General features: G+C 62.2%; 22 protein-coding genes and 1 pseudogene. 4 read left to right on the forward strand and 19 right to left on the reverse strand.

Going from position 1 to position 19406, the window contains the following annotated elements:
- Positions 1–2: 2 nt before the first annotated feature.
- The 7 genes from ccoO (FB481_RS10875) to ccoN (FB481_RS10905) form a co-directional block, all read right to left on the reverse strand.
- Complete coding sequence (ccoO, locus tag FB481_RS10875; protein WP_027910389.1) at positions 3–611, reverse strand: cytochrome-c oxidase, cbb3-type subunit II; 609 nt, start codon at positions 609–611, stop codon at positions 3–5.
- Positions 608–2062: a cytochrome-c oxidase, cbb3-type subunit I gene (ccoN, locus tag FB481_RS10880; protein ID WP_147176345.1), complete on the reverse strand. Its 1455-nt coding sequence runs from the start codon at positions 2060–2062 to the stop codon at positions 608–610. The genes ccoO (FB481_RS10875) and ccoN (FB481_RS10880) overlap by 4 nt, the downstream gene beginning before the upstream one ends.
- A 291-nt stretch (positions 2063–2353) precedes the next feature.
- Positions 2354–2803, reverse strand: coding sequence for a transposase (locus FB481_RS10885; protein WP_147176346.1), 450 nt, complete (start codon positions 2801–2803; stop codon positions 2354–2356).
- A 164-nt stretch (positions 2804–2967) separates the two neighbouring features.
- Positions 2968–3897: a cytochrome-c oxidase, cbb3-type subunit III gene (ccoP, locus tag FB481_RS10890; RefSeq protein WP_147176347.1), complete on the reverse strand. Its 930-nt coding sequence runs from the start codon at positions 3895–3897 to the stop codon at positions 2968–2970.
- Positions 3894–4079 (reverse strand): CcoQ/FixQ family Cbb3-type cytochrome c oxidase assembly chaperone, encoded by a 186-nt coding sequence (locus FB481_RS10895; protein ID WP_013791955.1) that lies wholly within the window; start codon positions 4077–4079, stop codon positions 3894–3896. Before FB481_RS10895 ends, ccoP begins: the two co-directional genes overlap by 4 nt.
- Before the next feature lie 4 nt (positions 4080–4083).
- A complete protein-coding gene (gene ccoO / locus FB481_RS10900; protein ID WP_073264723.1) occupies positions 4084–4692 on the reverse strand; it encodes a cytochrome-c oxidase, cbb3-type subunit II in 609 nt (202 codons plus the stop codon).
- Positions 4692–6131, reverse strand: coding sequence for a cytochrome-c oxidase, cbb3-type subunit I (gene ccoN / locus FB481_RS10905; RefSeq protein ID WP_147176348.1), 1440 nt, complete (start codon positions 6129–6131; stop codon positions 4692–4694). Before ccoN (FB481_RS10905) ends, ccoO (FB481_RS10900) begins: the two co-directional genes overlap by 1 nt.
- Positions 6132–6230: 99 nt before the next feature.
- Between ccoN (FB481_RS10905) and FB481_RS10910 the strand changes: the two genes are divergently transcribed.
- Positions 6231–6926 (forward strand): alpha/beta family hydrolase, encoded by a 696-nt coding sequence (locus FB481_RS10910; protein WP_147176349.1) that lies wholly within the window; start codon positions 6231–6233, stop codon positions 6924–6926.
- 78 nt (positions 6927–7004) lie between these two features.
- A complete protein-coding gene (locus FB481_RS10915; RefSeq protein WP_147176350.1) occupies positions 7005–7376 on the forward strand; it encodes a hypothetical protein in 372 nt (123 codons plus the stop codon).
- Between the two features lie 12 nt (positions 7377–7388).
- Here the strand turns inward: FB481_RS10915 and FB481_RS10920 are convergent, their stop codons facing one another.
- From FB481_RS10920 to acnA, 11 genes and pseudogenes are all read right to left on the reverse strand, one after another.
- A complete protein-coding gene (locus FB481_RS10920; protein ID WP_147176351.1) occupies positions 7389–7694 on the reverse strand; it encodes a hypothetical protein in 306 nt (101 codons plus the stop codon).
- 92 nt (positions 7695–7786) lie between these two features.
- Complete coding sequence (locus tag FB481_RS10925) at positions 7787–7948, reverse strand: DUF2986 domain-containing protein (protein WP_147176352.1); 162 nt, start codon at positions 7946–7948, stop codon at positions 7787–7789.
- Between the two features lie 29 nt (positions 7949–7977).
- Positions 7978–8400: a GNAT family N-acetyltransferase gene (locus tag FB481_RS10930; protein WP_147176353.1), complete on the reverse strand. Its 423-nt coding sequence runs from the start codon at positions 8398–8400 to the stop codon at positions 7978–7980.
- A gap of 86 nt (positions 8401–8486) precedes the next feature.
- Entirely contained in the window at positions 8487–8819 is a 333-nt protein-coding gene (locus tag FB481_RS10935; RefSeq protein ID WP_147176354.1) for a hypothetical protein, read from the reverse strand.
- A 37-nt stretch (positions 8820–8856) separates the two neighbouring features.
- Positions 8857–9195: a hypothetical protein gene (locus FB481_RS10940; protein WP_147176355.1), complete on the reverse strand. Its 339-nt coding sequence runs from the start codon at positions 9193–9195 to the stop codon at positions 8857–8859.
- A gap of 41 nt (positions 9196–9236) precedes the next feature.
- A complete protein-coding gene (locus FB481_RS10945) occupies positions 9237–9731 on the reverse strand; it encodes a DinB family protein (RefSeq protein WP_147176356.1) in 495 nt (164 codons plus the stop codon).
- A 116-nt stretch (positions 9732–9847) separates the two neighbouring features.
- Complete coding sequence (locus FB481_RS10950) at positions 9848–10168, reverse strand: hypothetical protein (RefSeq protein ID WP_147176357.1); 321 nt, start codon at positions 10166–10168, stop codon at positions 9848–9850.
- Between the two features lie 110 nt (positions 10169–10278).
- Positions 10279–10719 carry a hypothetical protein gene (locus tag FB481_RS10955; protein ID WP_147176358.1) on the reverse strand — a complete coding sequence of 147 codons (441 nt, stop codon included), beginning with the start codon at positions 10717–10719 and terminating at the stop codon, positions 10279–10281.
- Between the two features lie 690 nt (positions 10720–11409).
- Positions 11410–12327 (reverse strand): methyl-accepting chemotaxis protein, encoded by a 918-nt coding sequence (locus FB481_RS23565; protein ID WP_371318711.1) that lies wholly within the window; start codon positions 12325–12327, stop codon positions 11410–11412.
- A gap of 318 nt (positions 12328–12645) precedes the next feature.
- Positions 12646–12975, reverse strand: a pseudogene (locus FB481_RS23570) (PAS domain-containing protein); the annotation flags it as partial.
- A gap of 333 nt (positions 12976–13308) precedes the next feature.
- The gene (gene acnA / locus FB481_RS10965) at positions 13309–16047 is read right to left on the reverse strand and encodes an aconitate hydratase AcnA (RefSeq protein ID WP_147176360.1); all 2739 of its coding nucleotides are present in this window, start codon (positions 16045–16047) and stop codon (positions 13309–13311) included.
- Positions 16048–16290: 243 nt separating this feature from the next.
- On the opposite strand from acnA, the gene rlmM reads away from it, so the two are divergent.
- Together rlmM and tusA are read left to right on the forward strand one after the other, a co-directional pair.
- A complete protein-coding gene (gene rlmM, locus FB481_RS10970; protein WP_147176361.1) occupies positions 16291–17346 on the forward strand; it encodes a 23S rRNA (cytidine(2498)-2'-O)-methyltransferase RlmM in 1056 nt (351 codons plus the stop codon).
- A gap of 77 nt (positions 17347–17423) precedes the next feature.
- A complete protein-coding gene (gene tusA / locus FB481_RS10975; RefSeq protein WP_147176362.1) occupies positions 17424–17666 on the forward strand; it encodes a sulfurtransferase TusA in 243 nt (80 codons plus the stop codon).
- A gap of 248 nt (positions 17667–17914) precedes the next feature.
- Here tusA and FB481_RS10980 read toward each other — a convergent pair whose 3' ends face one another.
- A complete protein-coding gene (locus FB481_RS10980) occupies positions 17915–19372 on the reverse strand; it encodes an MATE family efflux transporter (protein WP_372239566.1) in 1458 nt (485 codons plus the stop codon).
- Between the last annotated feature and the right edge of the window lie 34 nt (positions 19373–19406).

A 19406-nucleotide genomic window follows, 5' to 3' on the forward strand; every position in this document is an offset into this window, starting at 1 on the left:
CGTCACCGCTTGTTCTGGATCGAGGTGCCGAGCACCTGCAGGTAGGCGATCAGTGCGTCCAGCTCGCTCTTGCCGGCCACCGCCTCGCGGGCCTTGGCGATGTCGTCGTCGCTGTAGGGAATACCGAAGCCCTGCATGACCTTGAGCTTTTCGGCGCTCAGGGCGCCATCGAGCGTGCGCTCGGCCAGCCAGGGATAGGCGGGCATCTTGGATTCCGGCACCAGGTCGCGCGGGTTGATCAGGTGGGCGCGGTGCCACTCGTCCGAGTAACGCCCGCCGATCCGCGCCAGGTCCGGGCCGGTGCGCTTGGAGCCCCACAGAAAGGGGTGATCCCAGACGCTTTCACCGGCCACCGAATAATGGCCGTAGCGCTCGGTTTCGGCGCGGAACGGGCGGATCATCTGCGAATGGCAACCTACGCAGCCTTCGCGGATATAGATGTCGCGGCCCTCGAGCTGCAGCGCGGTGTAGGGCCGCATGCCGGCCACCGGCTCGTTGACCACGTCCTGGAAGAACAGCGGCACGATCTGGGTGAGGCCGCCGATGCTCACGGCGATGACCATCAGCAGGGTCATCAGGCCGAGGTTCTTTTCGATCAGGTCGTGCTTCATCGGCCGGTCTCCCCGTTTTGCGCCAGGGGAATCCGCGCGCTGGCATCGTAGTCGGCCGGTCCCGCGCCGCGAATGGTGCGCCAGGTGTTCCAGGCCATCAGCAGCATGCCGCTGAAGAAGATCGCACCGCCGATCATGCGCACCACGTAGCCCCAGTGGCTGGCCGCCACCGACTCGATGAACGAGTAGGTGAGCGTGCCGTCGTCGTGCACCGCGCGCCACATCAGGCCCTGGGTGATGCCGTTGACCCACATGGCGACGATGTACAGCACGGTGCCGATGGTCGCCAGCCAGAAGTGCAGGTGAATCGCTGCCAGGCTGTGCATCTGCTCGCGGCCGAACACCCGGGGAATCAGGTGATACAGCGAGCCGAAGGTGATCATCGCCACCCAGCCCAGGGCGCCGGCGTGCACGTGGCCGATGGTCCAGTCGGTGTAGTGCGACAGTGCGTTGACCGTCTTGATGGCCATCATCGGCCCCTCGAAGGTGGACATGCCGTAGAACGCCAGAGAGACGACCAGAAAGCGCAGGATTGGGTCGGTACGCAACTTATGCCAGGCGCCCGACAGCGTCATCATGCCGTTGATCATGCCGCCCCAGCTCGGCGCCAGGAGGATGATCGACATCACCATACCCAGGCTCTGGGCCCAGTCCGGCAGGGCGGTGTAGTGCAGGTGGTGCGGGCCGGCCCAGATGTACAGGGTGATCAGCGCCCAGAAGTGCACGATGGACAGCCGGTAGGAGTAAATCGGCCGGTTGGCCTGCTTGGGCACGAAGTAATACATCATCCCGAGAAAGCCGGTGGTCAGGAAGAAACCCACCGCGTTGTGGCCGTACCACCACTGGATCATCGCGTCCGTGGCGCCGGCGTACAGCGAGTAGGACTTGAACAGGCTGACCGGCACGGCGGCGCTGTTGACCAGGTGCAGCATGCCGGTGACCAGGACGAAGGCGCCGAAGAACCAGTTGGCCACGTAGATATGCCGGGTGCGGCGCTTGAACAGGGTGCCGAAGAACACGCCGATATAGGCGAACCAGACGATGCCCAGGAGAACGTCGATCGGCCATTCCAGCTCGGCGTACTCCTTGCTGCTGGTGTAGCCCATTGGCAGGCTGATCACCGCAGCGACGATCACCGCCTGCCAGCCCCAGAAGGTGAAGGCCGCCAGGCGGTCGGACGCCAGCCGCACCTGGCAGGTGCGCTGCACCACGTAATAGCTGGTGGCGAACAGCGCGCAGCCGCCGAAGGCGAAGATCACCGCATTGGTGTGCAGCGGGCGCAGGCGGCCGAAGCTGGTCCAGGGCAGGTCGAAATTCAGTTGCGGCCACACCAACTGTGCGGCGATGAACACCCCCAACGCCATGCCGACCACGCCCCAGACCACGGTCATCACCGCGAACTGGCGCACCACCTTGTAGTTGTAGGCAGCCGGACTGCTTGCTGGGCTCATGCTGGGTTCCACGCTGGGCTGGGCGCTGCCGTGAGGCGACAGGCATTTCAGGCGGCGCGAGTATCCCCGACCGGCACGGGTGGTGCAATGCGTTGGAAATATGTGGAAAGCGCTCTGTTGTGAGCCTTGCAGTGTTTCGAGGGGCCAGCCTGTTTTGCTGGGAGCCTGCATATGTGGGAGGGGCTTTAGCCCCGAGCTTTTAGTCTGGAACAAAGAACTCGGGGCTAAAGCCTCTCCCACGATTGCGTGCATTGAGATTCTGTAGTCAGGCTGAAGCTATTGAGCAGATCTTCAGAGCCACACCGCATCCCAAAAAGAGTAATCGCCGACACGCGTTACCAAGCCTGCCCGTAAAGGATTGGCAACGATGTATCGGGCAGTTGGCAGTATGTCCTCCTCACGGCGTAGCGCTCTGTCATGGAAACCCTCTTGCCATAGTCTGCCTCGGCGACCGAGCCGGCTGTTCACCTGCAAGGCGCTGCGCCCCTTGACGCGACGCATCAATTCGCTGAGCGAGCCTTGTCGCAGTGATACCAGCCAGTGCAGGTGATCGGGCATGACCACCCAGGCGAGCGATTCTGCCAGCCCCAGGTTTTCGGCACGTTGCAGTTCACGAACAAGAAGGCGACCGAGTGCGAAACTGGCAAAGACTGGCTGGCGGTCTTTAACGGTGGCAGTTAGCAGGTAGATTTGATTGGTTTGCGAGATCCGGCCTTTGCGCAAACTGACTGAGTGCGGCATTCCGTTGCCTCCTGAGTAGGTAAAGCAACGGTAGCTGATAGATTGGCGACCTGCGGGAGCGATTTCGTAGGAGCGGCTTCAGCCGCGAGCTTTAGCACCCGACCAGGCACTAAAGAGCTCGCGGCTAAAGCCGATCTTCGCCCGGTCGCTCCTACACGTGGGCATCATTCGCCAGGTTGTGGTTTGCGACTCAAACTCAGCACATAAGCCGCCAGCAGATGAACCTTGTCGTTGCCCAGGTAGTGCTCCTGCGCGGGCATCTGGCCGTTGCGGCCGTAGCGGATGGTTTGCTGCAGTTGCGCCAGGCTCGAGCCGTAGATCCAGCCACCCGAGTGGGTCAGGTCCGGCGCGCCCATGGCGGCCGTGCCGGTGCCTGCCGGGCCGTGGCAGGCCACGCAGGTGGTGGAGAACAGCTGCTTGCCCTGTTCCAGGTCGATGTTGCTGCCATCGGCCAGCGGCAGGCCAGCCAATTCGTGGCGCACGTAGCCGGCGACGTTGCGCACGCCGTCATCACCGAGCACCTGGCCCCAGGCCGGCATCACGCCGATGCGCCCGTTGAGGATGGTGGTCTTGATGGTTTCGGCGTCGCCGCCCCAGCGCCAGTTTTCGTCGGTCAGGTTGGGAAAGCCCACCGCGCCCTTGGCGTCCGAGCCGTGGCAGATCGAGCAGTAGGTGGCGAACAGCCGGCCGCCCATCTTCAGCGCCTGCTCGTCCTGGGCCACCTGTTCCAGCGGCATGGCCGAGTACTTGGCGAAGATCGGCCCGTACTGGGCATCGGCCTTGGCCACTTCGCGCTCCCACTGGGCGACTTGCGTCCAGCCGTCTTCATAGCCGGGTAGCAGGCCCTTGAAGTTGCCCAGGCCTGGATACAGCGCCAGGTAACCCACGGCGAAGATCAGCGTGCCGAGGAACAGCATGAACCACCAGCGTGGCAGCGGGTTGTCGTACTCCTCGATGCCATCGAAGGAATGGCCCATGGTCTGGTCGGTGGTGTTCTTGCGTTCCCCTTTGCGTGTGGCGAACAGCAGCCAGAACAACGCGACCAGGCTGCCGAGGGTCAGCAGCGTGATGTACCAGCTCCAGAAAGTGCTCATGGGGTGTCTTTCCTTACTGCTGCTTTGTTGGGTTCATCGGCGAAGGGCAGGTTCGCCGCATCCTCGAAGGCCTTGGCGCGCTTGCCGCTGTAGGCCCACAGCGTCACGCAGGTGAAGGCGATCAGTACCAGGGCGGTACCGATGCCGCGCACCATGCCGATGTCGATCAGGTCGGTAAGCATGGGATCACCTCTTGTTCTTCAGCGCAGTGCCGAGCACTTGCAGGTAGGCGACCAAGGCGTCCATCTCGGTCTTGCCTTTCACCGCAGCGCTGGCGCCGGCGATGTCGTCATCCGTGTAGGGCACGCCGAGAAATTGCATGGCCTTGAGCTTGGCGGGGGTGTCCTTGCCGTCGAGCACGTTCTCGACCAGCCAGGGGTAGGACGGCATCTTCGACTCCGGCACCACGTTGCGCGGGTTGTAGAGGTGCGCGCGGTGCCACTCGTCCGAGTAACGGCCGCCGACCCTGGCCAGGTCCGGCCCGGTGCGCTTGGAGCCCCACAGGAAGGGGTGATCCCATACGCTTTCACCGGCTACCGAGTAGTGGCCGTAGCGCTCGGTCTCGGCGCGGAACGGGCGGATCATCTGCGAGTGGCAGCCCACACAGCCTTCCTTGATGTACACGTCGCGGCCTTCGAGCTGCAGAGCGGTGTAGGGCTTCATGCCGGCGACCGGCTCGTTGACCACGTCCTGGAAGAACAGCGGGACGATCTGCGTCAGCCCGCCGATGCTGACGGCGAACACCATCAGCAGGGCCATCAGGCCGACGTTCTTTTCGACGATTTCGTGTTTCATCAGTGGGCTCCCTCAACCGAATAAAGCGCAGCGGCTTCGAGTTCTTCCGGCTTGCTGGCACGCACGGTCTGCCAGGTGTTCCAGGCCATTAGCAACATGCCGGTGAAGAAGATCGCGCCGCCGATCACCCGCACCACGAAGCCGGGGTGGCTGGCTTCCAGCGCCTCGACAAAGGAGTAGGTGAGCGTGCCGTCGCTGTTCACCGCGCGCCACATCAGGCCCTGGGCGATGCCGTTGACCCACATCGAGGCGATGTACAGCACGGTGCCGATGGTGGCGAGCCAGAAGTGCGCGTTGATCAGGCCGATGCTGTGCATCTGCTCGCGGCCGAACACTTTGGGAATCAGGTGATACAGCGAGCCGATCGACACCATGGCGACCCAGCCCAGGGCGCCTGCGTGCACGTGGCCGATGGTCCAGTCGGTGTAGTGGGAGAGGGCGTTGACGGTCTTGATGGCCATCATCGGGCCTTCGAAGGTCGACATGCCGTAGAACGCCAGGGATACGACCAGAAAGCGCAGGATCGGGTCGGTGCGCAACTTATGCCAGGCGCCCGACAGGGTCATCATGCCGTTGATCATGCCGCCCCAACTCGGTGCCAGCAGCACCAGGGACATGACCATGCCGAGCGACTGCGCCCAGTCCGGCAGGGCGGTGTAGTGCAGGTGGTGCGGGCCGGCCCAGATGTACAGGGTGATCAGCGCCCAGAAGTGCACGATCGACAGACGATAGGAATACACCGGACGCCCGGCCTGCTTGGGCACGAAGTAGTACATCATCCCCAGGAAGCCCGCGGTCAGGAAGAAGCCCACCGCGTTGTGGCCGTACCACCACTGGATCATCGCGTCGGTGGCACCGGCGTACAGCGAGTAGGACTTGGTCAGGGTGACCGGTACTTCCAGGTTGTTGACCACGTGCAGCAGCGCCACGGTGACGATGAACCCGCCGAAGAACCAGTTGCCCACATAGATGTGGCTGACGTTGCGCTTGATGATGGTGCCGAAGAACACGATCGCGTAGCTGACCCAGACGACGGTGATCAGAATGTCGATCGGCCATTCCAGCTCGGCGTATTCCTTGGAACTGGTGTAGCCCAGCGGCAGGCTGATGGCTGCCAGCAGGATCACCAGTTGCCAGCCCCAGAAGGTGAAGGCCGCCAGCTTCGGTGCGAACAGCGTGGCCTGGGAGGTGCGCTGTACGGCATAGTAGCTGGTGGCGAACAGGGCGCAGCCGCCGAAGGCGAAGATCACTGCGTTGGTGTGCAGGGGCCGCAGGCGACCGAAACTGGTCCACGGCAGGTCGAAGTTGAGCCACGGCCAGGCGAGCTGCGCTGCGATAAGCACGCCGAGCCCCATCCCGACTATGCCCCACACCACCGTCATGATGGCGAATTGGCGAACCACCTTGTAGTTATAGGCGGAACTGGTTGTTGTGTTCATGTCTGGGTTTCCATCCACGGTTATGGGCAGATCATCTGCAGCCCCCGCGCACGGACAAATCCGTACACGAAAAAGGGCTTTTTTATGAGCGAGGCAAGCATGCGAGAAGGGCAGCGAAGCGGTATTGACGCCGGTCAACAGGCACAGGAAAGCCCAGCGCCAGCGCTGCTCTGGGATCGGCCGACGGGCGCCAGCCAGGCCACGCTGATCCTTGCCCACGGCGCCGGCGCGCCGATGGACAGCGACTTCATGAACCTGATGGCAGGCAAGCTCGCCGCCCGCGGGCTGACGGTGGTGCGCTTCGAGTTCGACTACATGGCCGCGCGCCGCCAGGACGGCAAGAAACGCCCACCCAACCCCCAGGCGAAACTGCTCGACTGCTGGCGAGCCGTATACGCCGCCGTGCGACACCAGGTCACGGGGCCGTTGGCCATCGGCGGCAAATCCATGGGCGGGCGCATGGCCAGTCTGCTGGCCGACGAACTGGATGCTGACGGCCTGGTTTGCCTGGGCTACCCCTTCCACGCCATCGGCAAGGCCGACAAACCGCGCACCGCGCACCTGGCCGACCTGAAAACGCCGACCCTGATCGTGCAGGGCGAACGCGACGCCATGGGCGACCTCCACACCGTGGCCGGTTACCAACTCTCGGCGGCAATCGAACTGTGCTGGCTGACGGCGGGCGACCACGACCTCAAACCGCTGAAGGTGTCCGGCTACAGCCACGAGCAGCATCTGGAGTCGGCGGCGGATGCGGTGGTGGGCTTTCTGCGCGAACACGCCAAGAAGCGCTGAAAGCAGGCCTGCGTCGCAGCCCTGATGCATCTCGCTGGTTAACATCGGCAGTTGGGATTGGGAGGCAGGAAATCAGGGATGCATTACCGCGACGTGCTGCAGATTCACCGAAGCGCCAAGCGCTTCAAACGCCTGGCGCTATGGGCGGCCGTCCTGCTGTGCCTGATCATGCTGCTGGGCAAGAGCAAGTGGTACCTGGCGGGCGTGCCGGCGAATCCAGCATCCATCGAGATGATGAAGGACTACGTGCGCGGCGCCGGCGCCGACCCCGCAACACTGATCCTCAGTGACCATCACGGCACCTGCGGCCGATTCAGTTATATCGGTAAAGACGGAAAGCGCACGGCGCCCATGGGCTTTGTCGCCATTCTCGGCCAGGGCGTGGCGCCAAGCGTGTTGGCGGACGAGTGGAACAAGAGCCGTTGCGCCGGGCCGCGGTCGGCGCCTTGAGGGTTCAGGCGCTTAGTCCGTCAACCGCTCCCCACAATGCAGGCAGTTCGCAGTCGCCGGGTCATGGTAGTCGCCGGCGCGTTCGTCGATCTTGTTGTGGGGCGTATTGCGGCAGTTGGGGCAGCTGTAACGCTCCAGCAGCTGATGCTGGCGATACAGATTGAGCAGGCCACCGCTGATGACCACGGCCAAGGTCATCACCGCGAAATCCGGAGCGCCGGAGATCGCCAGCACGAACAGGGCGATCACCAGCACGGCGAGCAGTGATTCCAGAAAATCCACCTGGCTGCGCAGGCGGTTGTAAGCGTTCTGGCTCATGGCAGGGCGTCCTTGTTAGTGGGTAGCCATTGCCAGTGTGGCTCCAGTTACAACGCCATATGCCTGATGGAAAACTAATGAAGCAGTTTGCGTTACTCGGCGGTGCTGCTCGGGCTTTCAGTCGCCTCGGCTTCCAGCTTCGCCCGGTCCGCCTTGCTGATGTATCTGGGCTTGTTGCTCTTGGGCGCCAGCTTGGCATTGGCCTTCTTGGCGTGGGCCTCCAGCAACTGTTTGATCTTCTTGCGGCGATTCATCTGGGTACCTGTGGTAAGTGTCGGGCGCTTCAGCCTGCGGTTTTCTTCAGGGCCATGCCTTGGCTTGCCGGCGCTGTAAGTGCAAAGCCGAACTGCTGGTACAGGCGGTACGCTTCGCCGTCGGCGATAAGGCTGACGTAGCCCGACTCCGGCACCTCGCGGGCGATGTAATCGCCGATCGCCGCCATGATCATCTTGCCCAGGCCACGGCCCTGATGCTCCGGCAGCACGGCGATGTCCACCACCTGATAGAAAGCGCCGCCATCGCCGATCACCCGGCCCATGCCCACCGGCTCGCCGGCGCAGAGCACCTGCACGGCGAACAGACTGTTGGGTAGGCCGCGGCTCGCCGCCTCGACGGTTTTGCCGCTCAGCCCGGCTGCAGTGCGCAGATGGCGATAGGTTTCCACCGACGGAGTGGCGCGCACGAGGGAGTAGGCGGTTTCGGTCATTCGATGAGTCCTTTGCTAGGCATGATACGCCGCCTGCGGTGAACGGCTGCCAGCTGATTACCGCTGAAAAGAGGTGCCGAGGCGAATCAGCCGGCGTCGCTGTCGATAAGAGCTGCATGGTAGCGCGCCAACAACAATGGCAACGCCGTCTCGCGCCAGAACTTCAGGCTGATATGCCCCGACGACATGCCGCCATGGGCGTGCCGCTCAACGAACACCGACGACTCTTGCGCGGTTATCGGCAAGCCAACCAGGCGTTCGAAGGTCGCCTCAAGGATTTCGGCCAGTTGCGCCTCGCTTGGCGGAAGCGTCAGCGCAGCCAGTGCCTCGCTCATTTCCTGCCACAGGTAGGGATCACCCCGGCAGCCCCAAGTGATGGGCTCGGTCTGGAAGAGTTCGGATAGGCTGGTGTTGGACATCGATTCAGGTGGCCTCTGCTGTGGTGTATGCGGGACTTCAGTCTACATCTGTGGCGTTGCGCAGCCTTATCGCCCGAGCCGCCATATAGACGCGGTTAGACGCCTCATCCAGCGACTCCATGCCGGCAATGAAGCGGCCATTCTGCCACGGCGCGTAATCGTTGAAGCTGCCCATGCCGCCGTAAACGGACATCACCGAACACGCCAGGCCCGTCAGTTCATCCCCATCGTGACTGCTGCCCGCCAGCGCTCTGGCAGTCGTCAGGCAATTGCGGAAATGCGTGCCCCAGTGGCTATCTGGGTCGAGGGCGAGAATATCGGTGAGCGCCTCAAGGTGAGCGATCAGTTCATTCAGCTGGCTTTGCGGATTGGTCATGGTGCGCCGGGTGGTGAGTCTGTATCGAACGGGAGTATGCCTCAGGCGTTTCGACGCTCAGGCTCTGCTCCATGAATAAACACCGTGTAGGTATCGGCGGGCCGGTTGCCGTCAGCCCGGTCAAGAGCATGACCGATGGCGCCGCGATGATAAGTGCCATGGTTGACCAAGTGAAAGATCGCTTCTTCACGGCTCAGCATGCCCTGCTTGCCATCCACGAAAACGAAACGAATAGGCTCCTGAAGCTGCTCGGGCTCGAGGCCACGGAGGTACGCGGCCAACCACTGATTGGCCGCCGTCAGTCGGCGGTCGAGCTCATCGAGCTGGGGCAGGGTATCGGTGTTGGTACTGTCATGCGGCGCCGGCTCTCCAAGCAGACGCGCACGAAACAACTCCTCAACGCGAACCATATGGTTGAGCTGCTGCCGAGCAAAGGCCAAGGCCTCGTGCTGCGCCAATGGATCGAGCTGAGCGACTGCGTCCAGTGTTCGACGGTCTGCCCAGGCTTTGTAGTGGAGGGTGTTGTGGATGAGCATTGAGTTGACCTTGGGCGCTGTTTGAAGAGGAGAGTCCATAAACATCGTTAGGCGTAAATTACCTTAGCTTCGTAGGGGAATGGGGCCCTTGACCGATGCCTCATCCATCCTACTTGTTAGGTAAGACTAATTGTTGTTCCATTCAGGGGGGATATCGCTTCTTTCTTGGATGAGACGAAACTTATGCCTGAAATTGGTGAGTCAGCAGATTGGCAGAACCCCCAGTAAGGCCCTTGCTCACCATCTTTGGGGTAAGCAATGATGCTAATTGAACGCTCGTCCGTATATTCGGTATATATACCAAGAAACATTCTGGAGATGACCACTTCGGGCTCTTTGGCGAACGGGTTGCGTTCAGGAAGCACCATTCCAAGTACCAACGCCAAATCTTCATCTGGAAGGGCCTTGAGAGCGGCTACTAATTCAAGATCGGTCATATTCTTCCTTGGCTAGTTAAAGTGCACAAGGGGCGGCCCATTCCAGTGATTCAATAAATAAATCTTTCCCCTTTTTGTGGCGATTGTGATGAGCGGCCTCCAGCGCATTGTCATGCTCTTTGCGCCGATTTGAAAATTCCGAAGCTTTCAATTACGTCTTCGTCTGATTGCAGGTCGTGATTGAATGTAGAAAGGCCAATGCTTTCGGCTTCTATACCGTATTCGTTGACTTCGAAATGGATGTTTCTCAAAGTAAGAATTTTCTTCAGTTTACCTAGTGTTATACCCTTTGTTCTTGTCCCGTAAATTGCGTAGTCAACCTCTTGGTTCTCTTCGTTGAAGATTTCAATATAATTGGTATCTCCAGCTAGGTCATAGTGCGCGATGAAACCCGCAATTTTGCAATGATCTGATCGAAATTTAGAGTCGCTACTTTTAAAGAAGCTTGAGTAAATATACTTATAGGCGTTCTGAATGGATTCTCGATTATTGCCGAGTATTATCGGGCCGGCGCCTACGCCAGGCTCAATGGCGACTATTTTCCTCTCCAAAAGATACCTCGTATAGCGGTTGGTTAAGGTGCGGGCTTTAGCGCGTTCAAGTGAGCAAAGCGAACGGTTGGATCCCGTATTTAAGCGTGCTATATATTAGGTGCATGAAACAGTTGAGTCGCAGACTGGACACACTGCGGTCTTGGCGATACACGAAATTATAGAATTGCAATATGTGCACTTTCCTTCTTGGCTGTAGCTGTCTCCCCAGTTCACATGACTTGCCGAGGAGTGCTCTTTGCCAATGAATGTAATTGTTGGTTCGGAGTCGTTTACTCCAGCATCGCAACCCCACGATACCTCGGCCAGCACTAGAGAGTATTCATAAAAGTCACCATCTTGATAATTTTCACGGATTCTGTTTCTTTCGGAGAACTCATGCATAACCTTTGCCAGTTCACGACGACTCAATGACAAGAGATTGTTGATAAGAACTTGTTTTTCTGACATGGAACTTCTTCCGCCTACTAAATAGGCACCGAGTGGTGCATAACTCACAGGACGGGGCGTGGTGTATAACATCCCATGCCCTTTTTGCTGAGCCGGCTAGCTCGCGGCACACGGCGAGGTGCCGGAGTGCTTGGCGAGTTATACACCACGCTTTCGATACGTTGATAGGTGCCGAGTCTGACGTCATCCCTGAACCTAATGCCAGCGAAAAGTCGCAACTTTACGCTGCGCCTCAACTGCCTACCGATTAAACCGTGCCACCAACGAATACTGCCCCTGCGCCGTACTGGTCAGCTCCTCACTCAACAACGCCGTACTCTGTGCCTCACCGGCCGTCTGGTCGGACAGTTGAGCGATGGTGGTGATATTGCGGCTGATTTCGTCCGCCACGGCGCTTTGTTCTTCGGCGGCGGCGGCGATCTGGTCGGCCATTTCGTTGATATTGGCCACTGCGTCGCTGATGCCGGCCAGGGCCTGATCGGCCTGTTGCACGCGTTCGACGCCTTCGTCGGCCTGTTTGCGGCCGATGTCCATGGTCAGCACGGCTTCGTCGGCGGTGCGTTGCAGTTTGGCGATCAGGGCGTGGATCTGGCCGGTGGATTCGGCGGTGCGTTGCGCCAGGGAGCGAACTTCGTCGGCGACCACGGCGAAGCCGCGGCCCATTTCGCCGGCGCGGGCGGCTTCGATGGCGGCGTTGAGGGCCAACAGGTTGGTCTGGTCGGCGATGCCCTTGATCACGTCGACCACGCCACCAATCTCGTTGCTGTCCTGGGCGAGGCGGGTGACGGTTTCGCCGGTTTCGCCCACCGACAGGGACAGGCGCTGGATCGCTTCGCGGGTTTCGCTGGCGATGGTGCGGCCCTCCTGAGTAAGCCGGTTGGCTTCCTGGGTGGCGATGGCGGTGCGTGCCACGTTGTTGGCCACTTCCAGGGTGGTGGCGGCCATTTCGTTGACGGCAGTGGCGACCTGGTCGGTTTCCTCGCGTTGGCGCTGCAGACCGGTGGAGCTGTTATGGGCCAGCACGTCGGCCTGGGCCGCCTGTTTGGCGAGGTTCTCGGCGCTGTCCTGCAGGCGGGTGAGACAGGTTTTCAGGCGCGCTTCCTGGCTGAGGATGGACAGTTCCAGACGGCCTTCGACGCCGCCGTTGTCGGTGTACATCTGCGCGATCAGCGGGTCGGAGGTGCTCTGTTCGGCCAGTTGCAGCAGGCGCTTGATGCCGCGGCTCTGCCAGGCCAGGCCGAGCAGGCCGAGAGGAATCGACAACGCCGCGGCGGCGACGAAGCCCCAGGTGCTGTCCAGCCAGGCACCGACCAGAAAGCCGACCTGGCTGACCAGAATGAACGGCAGCCAGTTCTGCAGAACCGGCAGCCAGCGGTCGCGGCTGGGGATCGCTGCCTTACCGGCATTGATGCGCGAGTAGAGCGCCTGGGCACGTTGCACCTGCTCGGCGGTGGGCTTGCTGCGCACCGACTCGTAGCCGGTGACCTTGCCGTCATCCAGCACCGGCACCACGTAGGCGTTGACCCAGTAGTGGTCGCCGTTCTTGCAGCGGTTCTTGACGATGCCCATCCATGGCCGGCCGGCTTTCAGGGTTTCCCACATATGGGCGAACACGGCCGGCGGCACGTCGGGATGGCGCACCAGGTTGTGCGGCGCGCGAATCAGTTCGTCGCGGGAGAAGCCGCTGATCTCGATGAAGGCATCGTTGCAGTAGGTGATCTGGCCCTTGAGGTCGGTGGTCGAGATCAGGCGCTGTTGCGCCGGGAAAGTCCGCTCGTTACCGGTGATGGGCTGGTTGTTACGCATGGCATCTACCCTGATGTCAGTGCGATGCCTGGGAGGAAGTAGGGCAGGCGGGTGAAGGAATACAACTGCCTACAGACTACAACTATGGGCCTGGCCCACATGTGGGCTAAAAAGGCCGATCCTACAGGCAACGCTTTTATGGTTATCGCTTACGCGTGGCAGGCCTGCAGTGTACCCAACTTTCAAGGCGTGGAACGTTTTGACGCCGGTAAAACGACGGTCCATTGGTCGAGGGTGGGCGGGCACGTTCGAGCGAGCAAAAGAAACCCGGGTGTCGCTGGGCTCGACCCGGGTTATGGAAAGTCCCGCGCAGCGACGCTGCGCGGGTGATCGTCAACCGGCGATCAGCTGACGCAGCACGTAGTGCAGGATGCCGCCGGCCTTGAAGTACTCGACCTCGTTGAGGGTGTCAATGCGGCACAGCAGCTCGACGCTTTCCAGTTTGCCGTCCTCACGGGTGATTTCCAGGGTCAGCGGCATGTGCGGGCGCACCTCGACGCCGTCCAGGCCTTTGATCGCCAGGGTTTCCTTGCCGGTCAGGCCCAGGCTCTTGCGATCCGCGCCGCCGGTGAACTGCAGAGGCAGCACGCCCATGCCCACCAGGTTGGAACGGTGGATACGCTCGAAGCTCTCGGCGATCACCGCTTTGACGCCCAGCAGGTTGGTGCCCTTGGCCGCCCAGTCGCGGCTGGAGCCGGTGCCGTATTCCTTGCCGGCGATCACCACCAGCGGTGTGCCTTCCTGCTGGTAGCGCATGGAGGCATCGTAGATCGCCAGTTTCTCGCCGCTCGGCACGTGCAGGGTGATGCCGCCTTCCTCGCCGTCGAGCATCTCGTTGCGGATACGGATGTTGGCGAAGGTGCCGCGCATCATCACTTCATGGTTGCCGCGGCGCGAGCCGTAGGAGTTGAAGTCGCGCGGCTCGACGCCTTGTTCGCGCAGGTAGCGACCGGCCGGGCTGTCGGCCTTGATGTTGCCGGCCGGGGAGATGTGGTCGGTGGTCACCGAGTCGCCGAGCAGCGCCAGGATGCGCGCATCGGCAATGTCGGTGATCGCCGGCGGCGCCTGGTCGATGGCCTCGAAGAACGGCGGGTGCTGGATGTAGGTGGAGTCGTTCTGCCAGGTGTAGGTGTCGGCTTCCGGCACCTGGATGGCCTGCCACTGCTCGTCGCCTTCGAACACTTCGGCGTATTCCTTGCGGAACATGGCGGTGTCGACCTTCTGTACGGCCTCGGCAATTTCCTTCTGGCTGGGCCAGATGTCGCGCAGGTACACCGGGTTGCCGTCGCGGTCTTCACCCAGCGGCTCCTCGGCGATATTCACGCGCACGCTGCCGGCCAGGGCATAGGCGACCACCAGGGGTGGCGAGGCGAGCCAGTTGGTTTTCACCAGCGGGTGCACGCGGCCTTCGAAGTTGCGGTTGCCGGAGAGCACTGAGGCGACGGTCAGGTCATGTTCCTGAATGGCCTTCTCGATCGGGTCCGGCAGCGGGCCGGAGTTGCCGATGCAGGTGGTGCAGCCGTAGCCGACCAGGTCGAAGCCGAGCTTGTCGAGGTATTCGGTGAGCCCGGCGGCGGCGAAATACTCGGTCACCACCTTGGAGCCCGGCGCCAGCGAGCTCTTGACCCAGGGCTTGCGCTGGAGGCCTTTCTCCACGGCCTTCTTGGCCAGGAGGCCGGCGGCCATCATCACGCTCGGGTTGGAGGTATTGGTGCAGGAGGTGATCGCCGCGATCACCACGGCGCCGTCGCTCAGCGGGTGTCGCTGGCCGTCCATCTCGTAGTGGATCTCGTTCTGCGCGGCGTTGCCGACGGCCACGCCACCGCCGCCTTCGCTTTCCAGGCGACCTTCCTCTTTACGCGGCGGCTTGAGTTGCAGGCCGAGGAAGTCTTCGAAGGCCTGGCCGACCTGGGGCAGGGCAACGCGATCCTGCGGGCGTTTGGGGCCGGCCAGGCTGGCTTCGACCTGGCCCATGTCCAGCTCCAGCGTATCGGTGAACACCGGCTCGCTGCCGGCCTGGCGCCACATGCCCTGAGCTTTCGAATAAGCCTCGACCAGCTTGATGGTTTCATCCGGGCGGCCGGACAGGCGCAGGTAATCCAGGGTGATGTCGTCGACCGGGAAGAACCCGCAGGTGGCACCGTATTCCGGCGCCATGTTGGCGATGGTGGCGCGATCGGCGAGGGGCAACTCGGCCAGGCCGTCGCCATAGAATTCGACGAATTTGCCGACTACACCTTTCTTGCGCAGCATCTGGGTGACGGTCAGCACCAGGTCGGTAGCGGTGATGCCTTCCTTGAGCTTGCCGGTCAGCTTGAAGCCAATCACTTCGGGAATCAGCATCGATACCGGTTGGCCGAGCATCGCCGCTTCCGCCTCGATACCGCCGACGCCCCAGCCCAGCACGCCGAGGCCGTTGATCATGGTGGTGTGCGAGTCGGTGCCGACCAGAGTGTCGGGGTAGGCGTAGGTCACGCCGTCTTCGTCCTTGGTCCACACGGTGCGGCCCAAGTATTCCAGATTGACCTGGTGGCAGATGCCGGTGCCCGGCGGCACCACGCTGAAGTTGTCGAAGGCGCTCTGGCCCCAGCGCAGGAACGCGTAGCGCTCGCCGTTGCGCTGCATCTCGATCTCGACGTTCTCGCCAAAGGCCTCGGGGCTGGCGAACTTGTCGACCATCACCGAGTGGTCGATCACTAGGTCAACCGGCGACAGCGGGTTGATCTTCTGTGGGTCGCCGCCAGCCTTGGCCATGGCGTCGCGCATGGCGGCCAGATCGACCACGGCGGGTACGCCGGTGAAGTCCTGCATCAATACGCGGGCAGGGCGGTACTGGATTTCGCGGTCGGAGCTGCGCTTGTGCAGCCAGTCGCTGATGGCTTGCAGGTCATCCTGGGTGACGGTCTTGTCGTCCTGCCAGCGCAGCAGGTTTTCCAGCAGTACCTTGAGCGAAACCGGCAGCTTGTCGATGTCGCCCAGCTGTTTGGCGGCGTCCGGCAGGCTGAAGTAATCGTAGGATTTACCGTCCACGTCGAGGGTGCGGCGGCAGTTCAGGCTATCGATGGAGGACATCGTGCATCTCCTTGTGGCTTGCACGGTACAAGCCGTTCTGGTTTGGCAGGGGCTCTGTGGCCCTGCGCGATGATTCCCTTGGCCAGGCTCGTGCGGCTTGCGGTGAGCCGTCGCCTGATCGTGCGCCTGTCGAGCATAGCCCGCAGGCGCAGCCGGCGATGCCGGGATGCTGTTCTCTGGACAGGGAGCAGAGGCCCTGGGTTCCAGTTTTCGCTATCATGCGCGGCCTATGGAGATGCTTAAATGAAGACTTTGTTACTGCACTGCCGCCCCGGATTCGAGAACGAGGTGTGTTCGGAGATATCCGAGCATGCTGCGCGTCTCGACGTGCCCGGCTACGCCAAGGCCAAGCCGGACACCGCCTGCGCCGAATTCATCTGCAGTGACGAGGCGGGCGCCGAGCGGCTGATGGCCGGGCTGCGCTTCAGCCAGTTGATCTTCATCCGCCAGTGGGCGCGCGGCAGCTTCATCGAGCTGCCCGAAAAGGATCGCATCAGCGTGTTGCTCGAGCACCTGGCGCCGCTGCCGGTTTTCGGCAGCCTGTGGCTGGAAGTGTTCGACACCAACGACGGCAAGGCGCTGTCCGGCTTCTGCAAGAAGTTCGAAGGCCCGCTGCGCAAGGCCCTGAGCGGCGCCGGCAAGCTGACGGAGAACGCCCGTGCGCCGCGCCTGCTGCTGACCTTCAAGAGTGGCCGCGAGGTATTTCTCGGCATAGCCGCGCCAAACAACTCGGCGATCTGGCCCATGGGCATTCCGCGCCTCAAGTTCCCCCGCGAGGCGCCCAGCCGCTCGACCCTGAAACTCGAAGAGGCCTGGCACACCTTCATTCCGCGTGAGCAGTGGGATGAGCGCCTGTCGGACGAGATGACCGGTGTCGACCTGGGCGCCGCACCGGGTGGCTGGACCTATCAGCTGGTACGCCGCGGCATGTTGGTGACCGCCATCGACAACGGCCCGATGGCCGAAAGCCTGATGGACACCGGCCTGGTCAAGCACCTGATGGTCGACGGCTTCACCTGGAAGCCCAAGCAGCCGGTGGACTGGATGGTCTGCGACATCGTCGAGAAGCCCGCACGCAGCGCCGCGCTGCTGGAAACTTGGATCGGCGAGGGCCATTGCCGCGAGGCGGTGGTCAACCTCAAGTTGCCGATGAAGCAGCGCTACGCCGAGGTGCAGCGCCTGCTCGAACGCATTGCCGAAGGCCTGGCCGCGCGCAAGGTCAAGGCGAGCATCGCCTGCAAGCAGCTGTATCACGACCGCGAGGAAGTGACCTGCCACCTGCGCCGGCTGAGCAAATAGAGCGAATTTGAACGGTGAGCTGCCCGTGCCGGCAGCCACTTCCCGAATGCAGCAAGAATGATCAAGCGGAGCCCGTGATGCTCGATGCAACCCCTGACGACACCCTCGACGCCACCGGCCTGTTCTGCCCCGAACCGGTGATGATGCTGCACAACAAGGTGCGCGACCTGCCGGCCGGCGGCCTGCTCAAGATCATCGCCACCGACCCCTCGACCCAGCGCGACATTCCCAAGTTCTGCGTGTTTCTCGGCCACGAGCTGGTGGAGCAGGCGCAGGATGCCGAGACTTATCTGTACTGGATTCGCAAGAAGATCGATTGAGCAGTTCGCAAATAGCAGTCATCGACACCCTACCTGTGGGAGCGGGCCATGCCCGCGATTCGATTAGATGGGACGCGACGAAGTCCGGCTTGATCGGGTGACCTGAGCTATAGGGCGACCTGCTTTTGAGGAAACCAGAGCTGGCGCGTAGCCCACACCTGCCATTCGCGGGCATGGCCCGCTCCCACAAGGGATCGCTGTCTATTGCTTACTAATGTGAGCGCAGCGATACCCAGAAAATCACTGCATTAAGCCGAAGTAGCTGCAACCGGCTGCAGCCGAATCCTCCGCCTGGCGCTTGTTTTCAGCCGCAAGGTGAGCATCAACGCGGCGCAGGTCAGGCCGACGATCAGTCCTTCCCAGAGTCCTGCCGGGCCGCTGGCTGGGCCGAACAGGTCGGTCAGGCCGAGCACATAGCCGACCGGCAGGCCGATACCCCAATAGGCGAACAGCGTCATGATCATGGTCGCCCGGGTGTCCTGATAGCCACGCAATGCACCTGCGGCCGTGACCTGGATGGCGTCGGAGAACTGGAACAGCGCGGCATAGACGATCAGGCTCGCCGCCAGGGCGATGACCTCGGGTGCCGGCGTGTAGATCGCGGCAATGTCCTCGCGCAGCAACAACATGCAGCTCGCCGATACACAGGCGTACGCAAGGGCGGTGACCATGCTCACGCCGGCGGCGAAGCGTGCGTCACGCGGGGCGCCGCGGCCCAGTGCCTGGCCGATGCGAACGGTGGCGGCCATGCCGATGGAGTAGGGGATCATGAACACCAGCGACGCGAAGTTCAGGGCGATCTGGTGGCCGGCCACCACGGTAGCGCCCAGGCCGCCGATCAGCAGCGCGATCACCGAAAAGATGCTGGCCTCGGCAAATACCGAAATGCCAATGGGCATGCCGATACCCAGCAAGCGCTTGATCGGCGCCCAGCGTGGTGGCTCGAAGCGGCGCAGTGGCGTGGTTTGCCGATAGGCCGAGGCGCGCCGAACCCAGACGATCATCGCCAGCAGCATGAAGGCCATCACGCCTGCCGTCGCCCAGCCGCAGCCCACGCTGCCAAGCGGCGGGATGCCGAGCTTGCCGTAGATCAGCACGTAATTGAGGGGGATGTTCAGCAGCAGGCCGAGCAGGCCGATCACCATGCTCGGTCGTGTGCGACCCATGCCGTCGCTGTAACAGCGCAACACGTGATACAGCGCCACGCAGGGGAAACCGAAGGCCACGCCGTGCAGGTAGCCCATGGCGGGCTCGATCAGGTCTTCATCGACTTTCATCACGCACAGGGCGAACTCCGCGTTCCACAACAAAACGCCCGCCATACTGCCGACCGCCAGCGCCAACCAGAGCGCCTGGCGTACCAGTGGGCCGATTTCGTCGAGTTGCCCGGCACCGAAACGCTGCGCCACCTTCGGCGTGGTGGCCAGCAGAATGCCGGTCATTAGCAGGAACACCGGCACCCAGATCGAGTTGCCCAGGGCCACGGCGGCCAGGTCGCGGGCACTGAAACGCCCGGACATCACGGTATCGACGAAGCCGATCGAGGTGTAGGCCAGTTGCGCGACGATGATCGGCAGGGCAAGAGCGAGCAACGTGCGCAGTTCGGTGCGCACCCGCTGCAGGCGGGAGTGGGCAGGCATGACGAGGTTCACAGGGCAGAGAAAACCGCGCAGTTTACCCGCTGACGGATCGGTCAGGAAAGGCAGAGTGCCGCACTTGCGAGTAGAATGCCCGCCGGTT

Origin of the sequence: Pseudomonas sp. AG1028 (assembly GCF_007993955.1) — a bacterium.
Taxonomy (GTDB): domain Bacteria; phylum Pseudomonadota; class Gammaproteobacteria; order Pseudomonadales; family Pseudomonadaceae; genus Aquipseudomonas; species Aquipseudomonas straminea.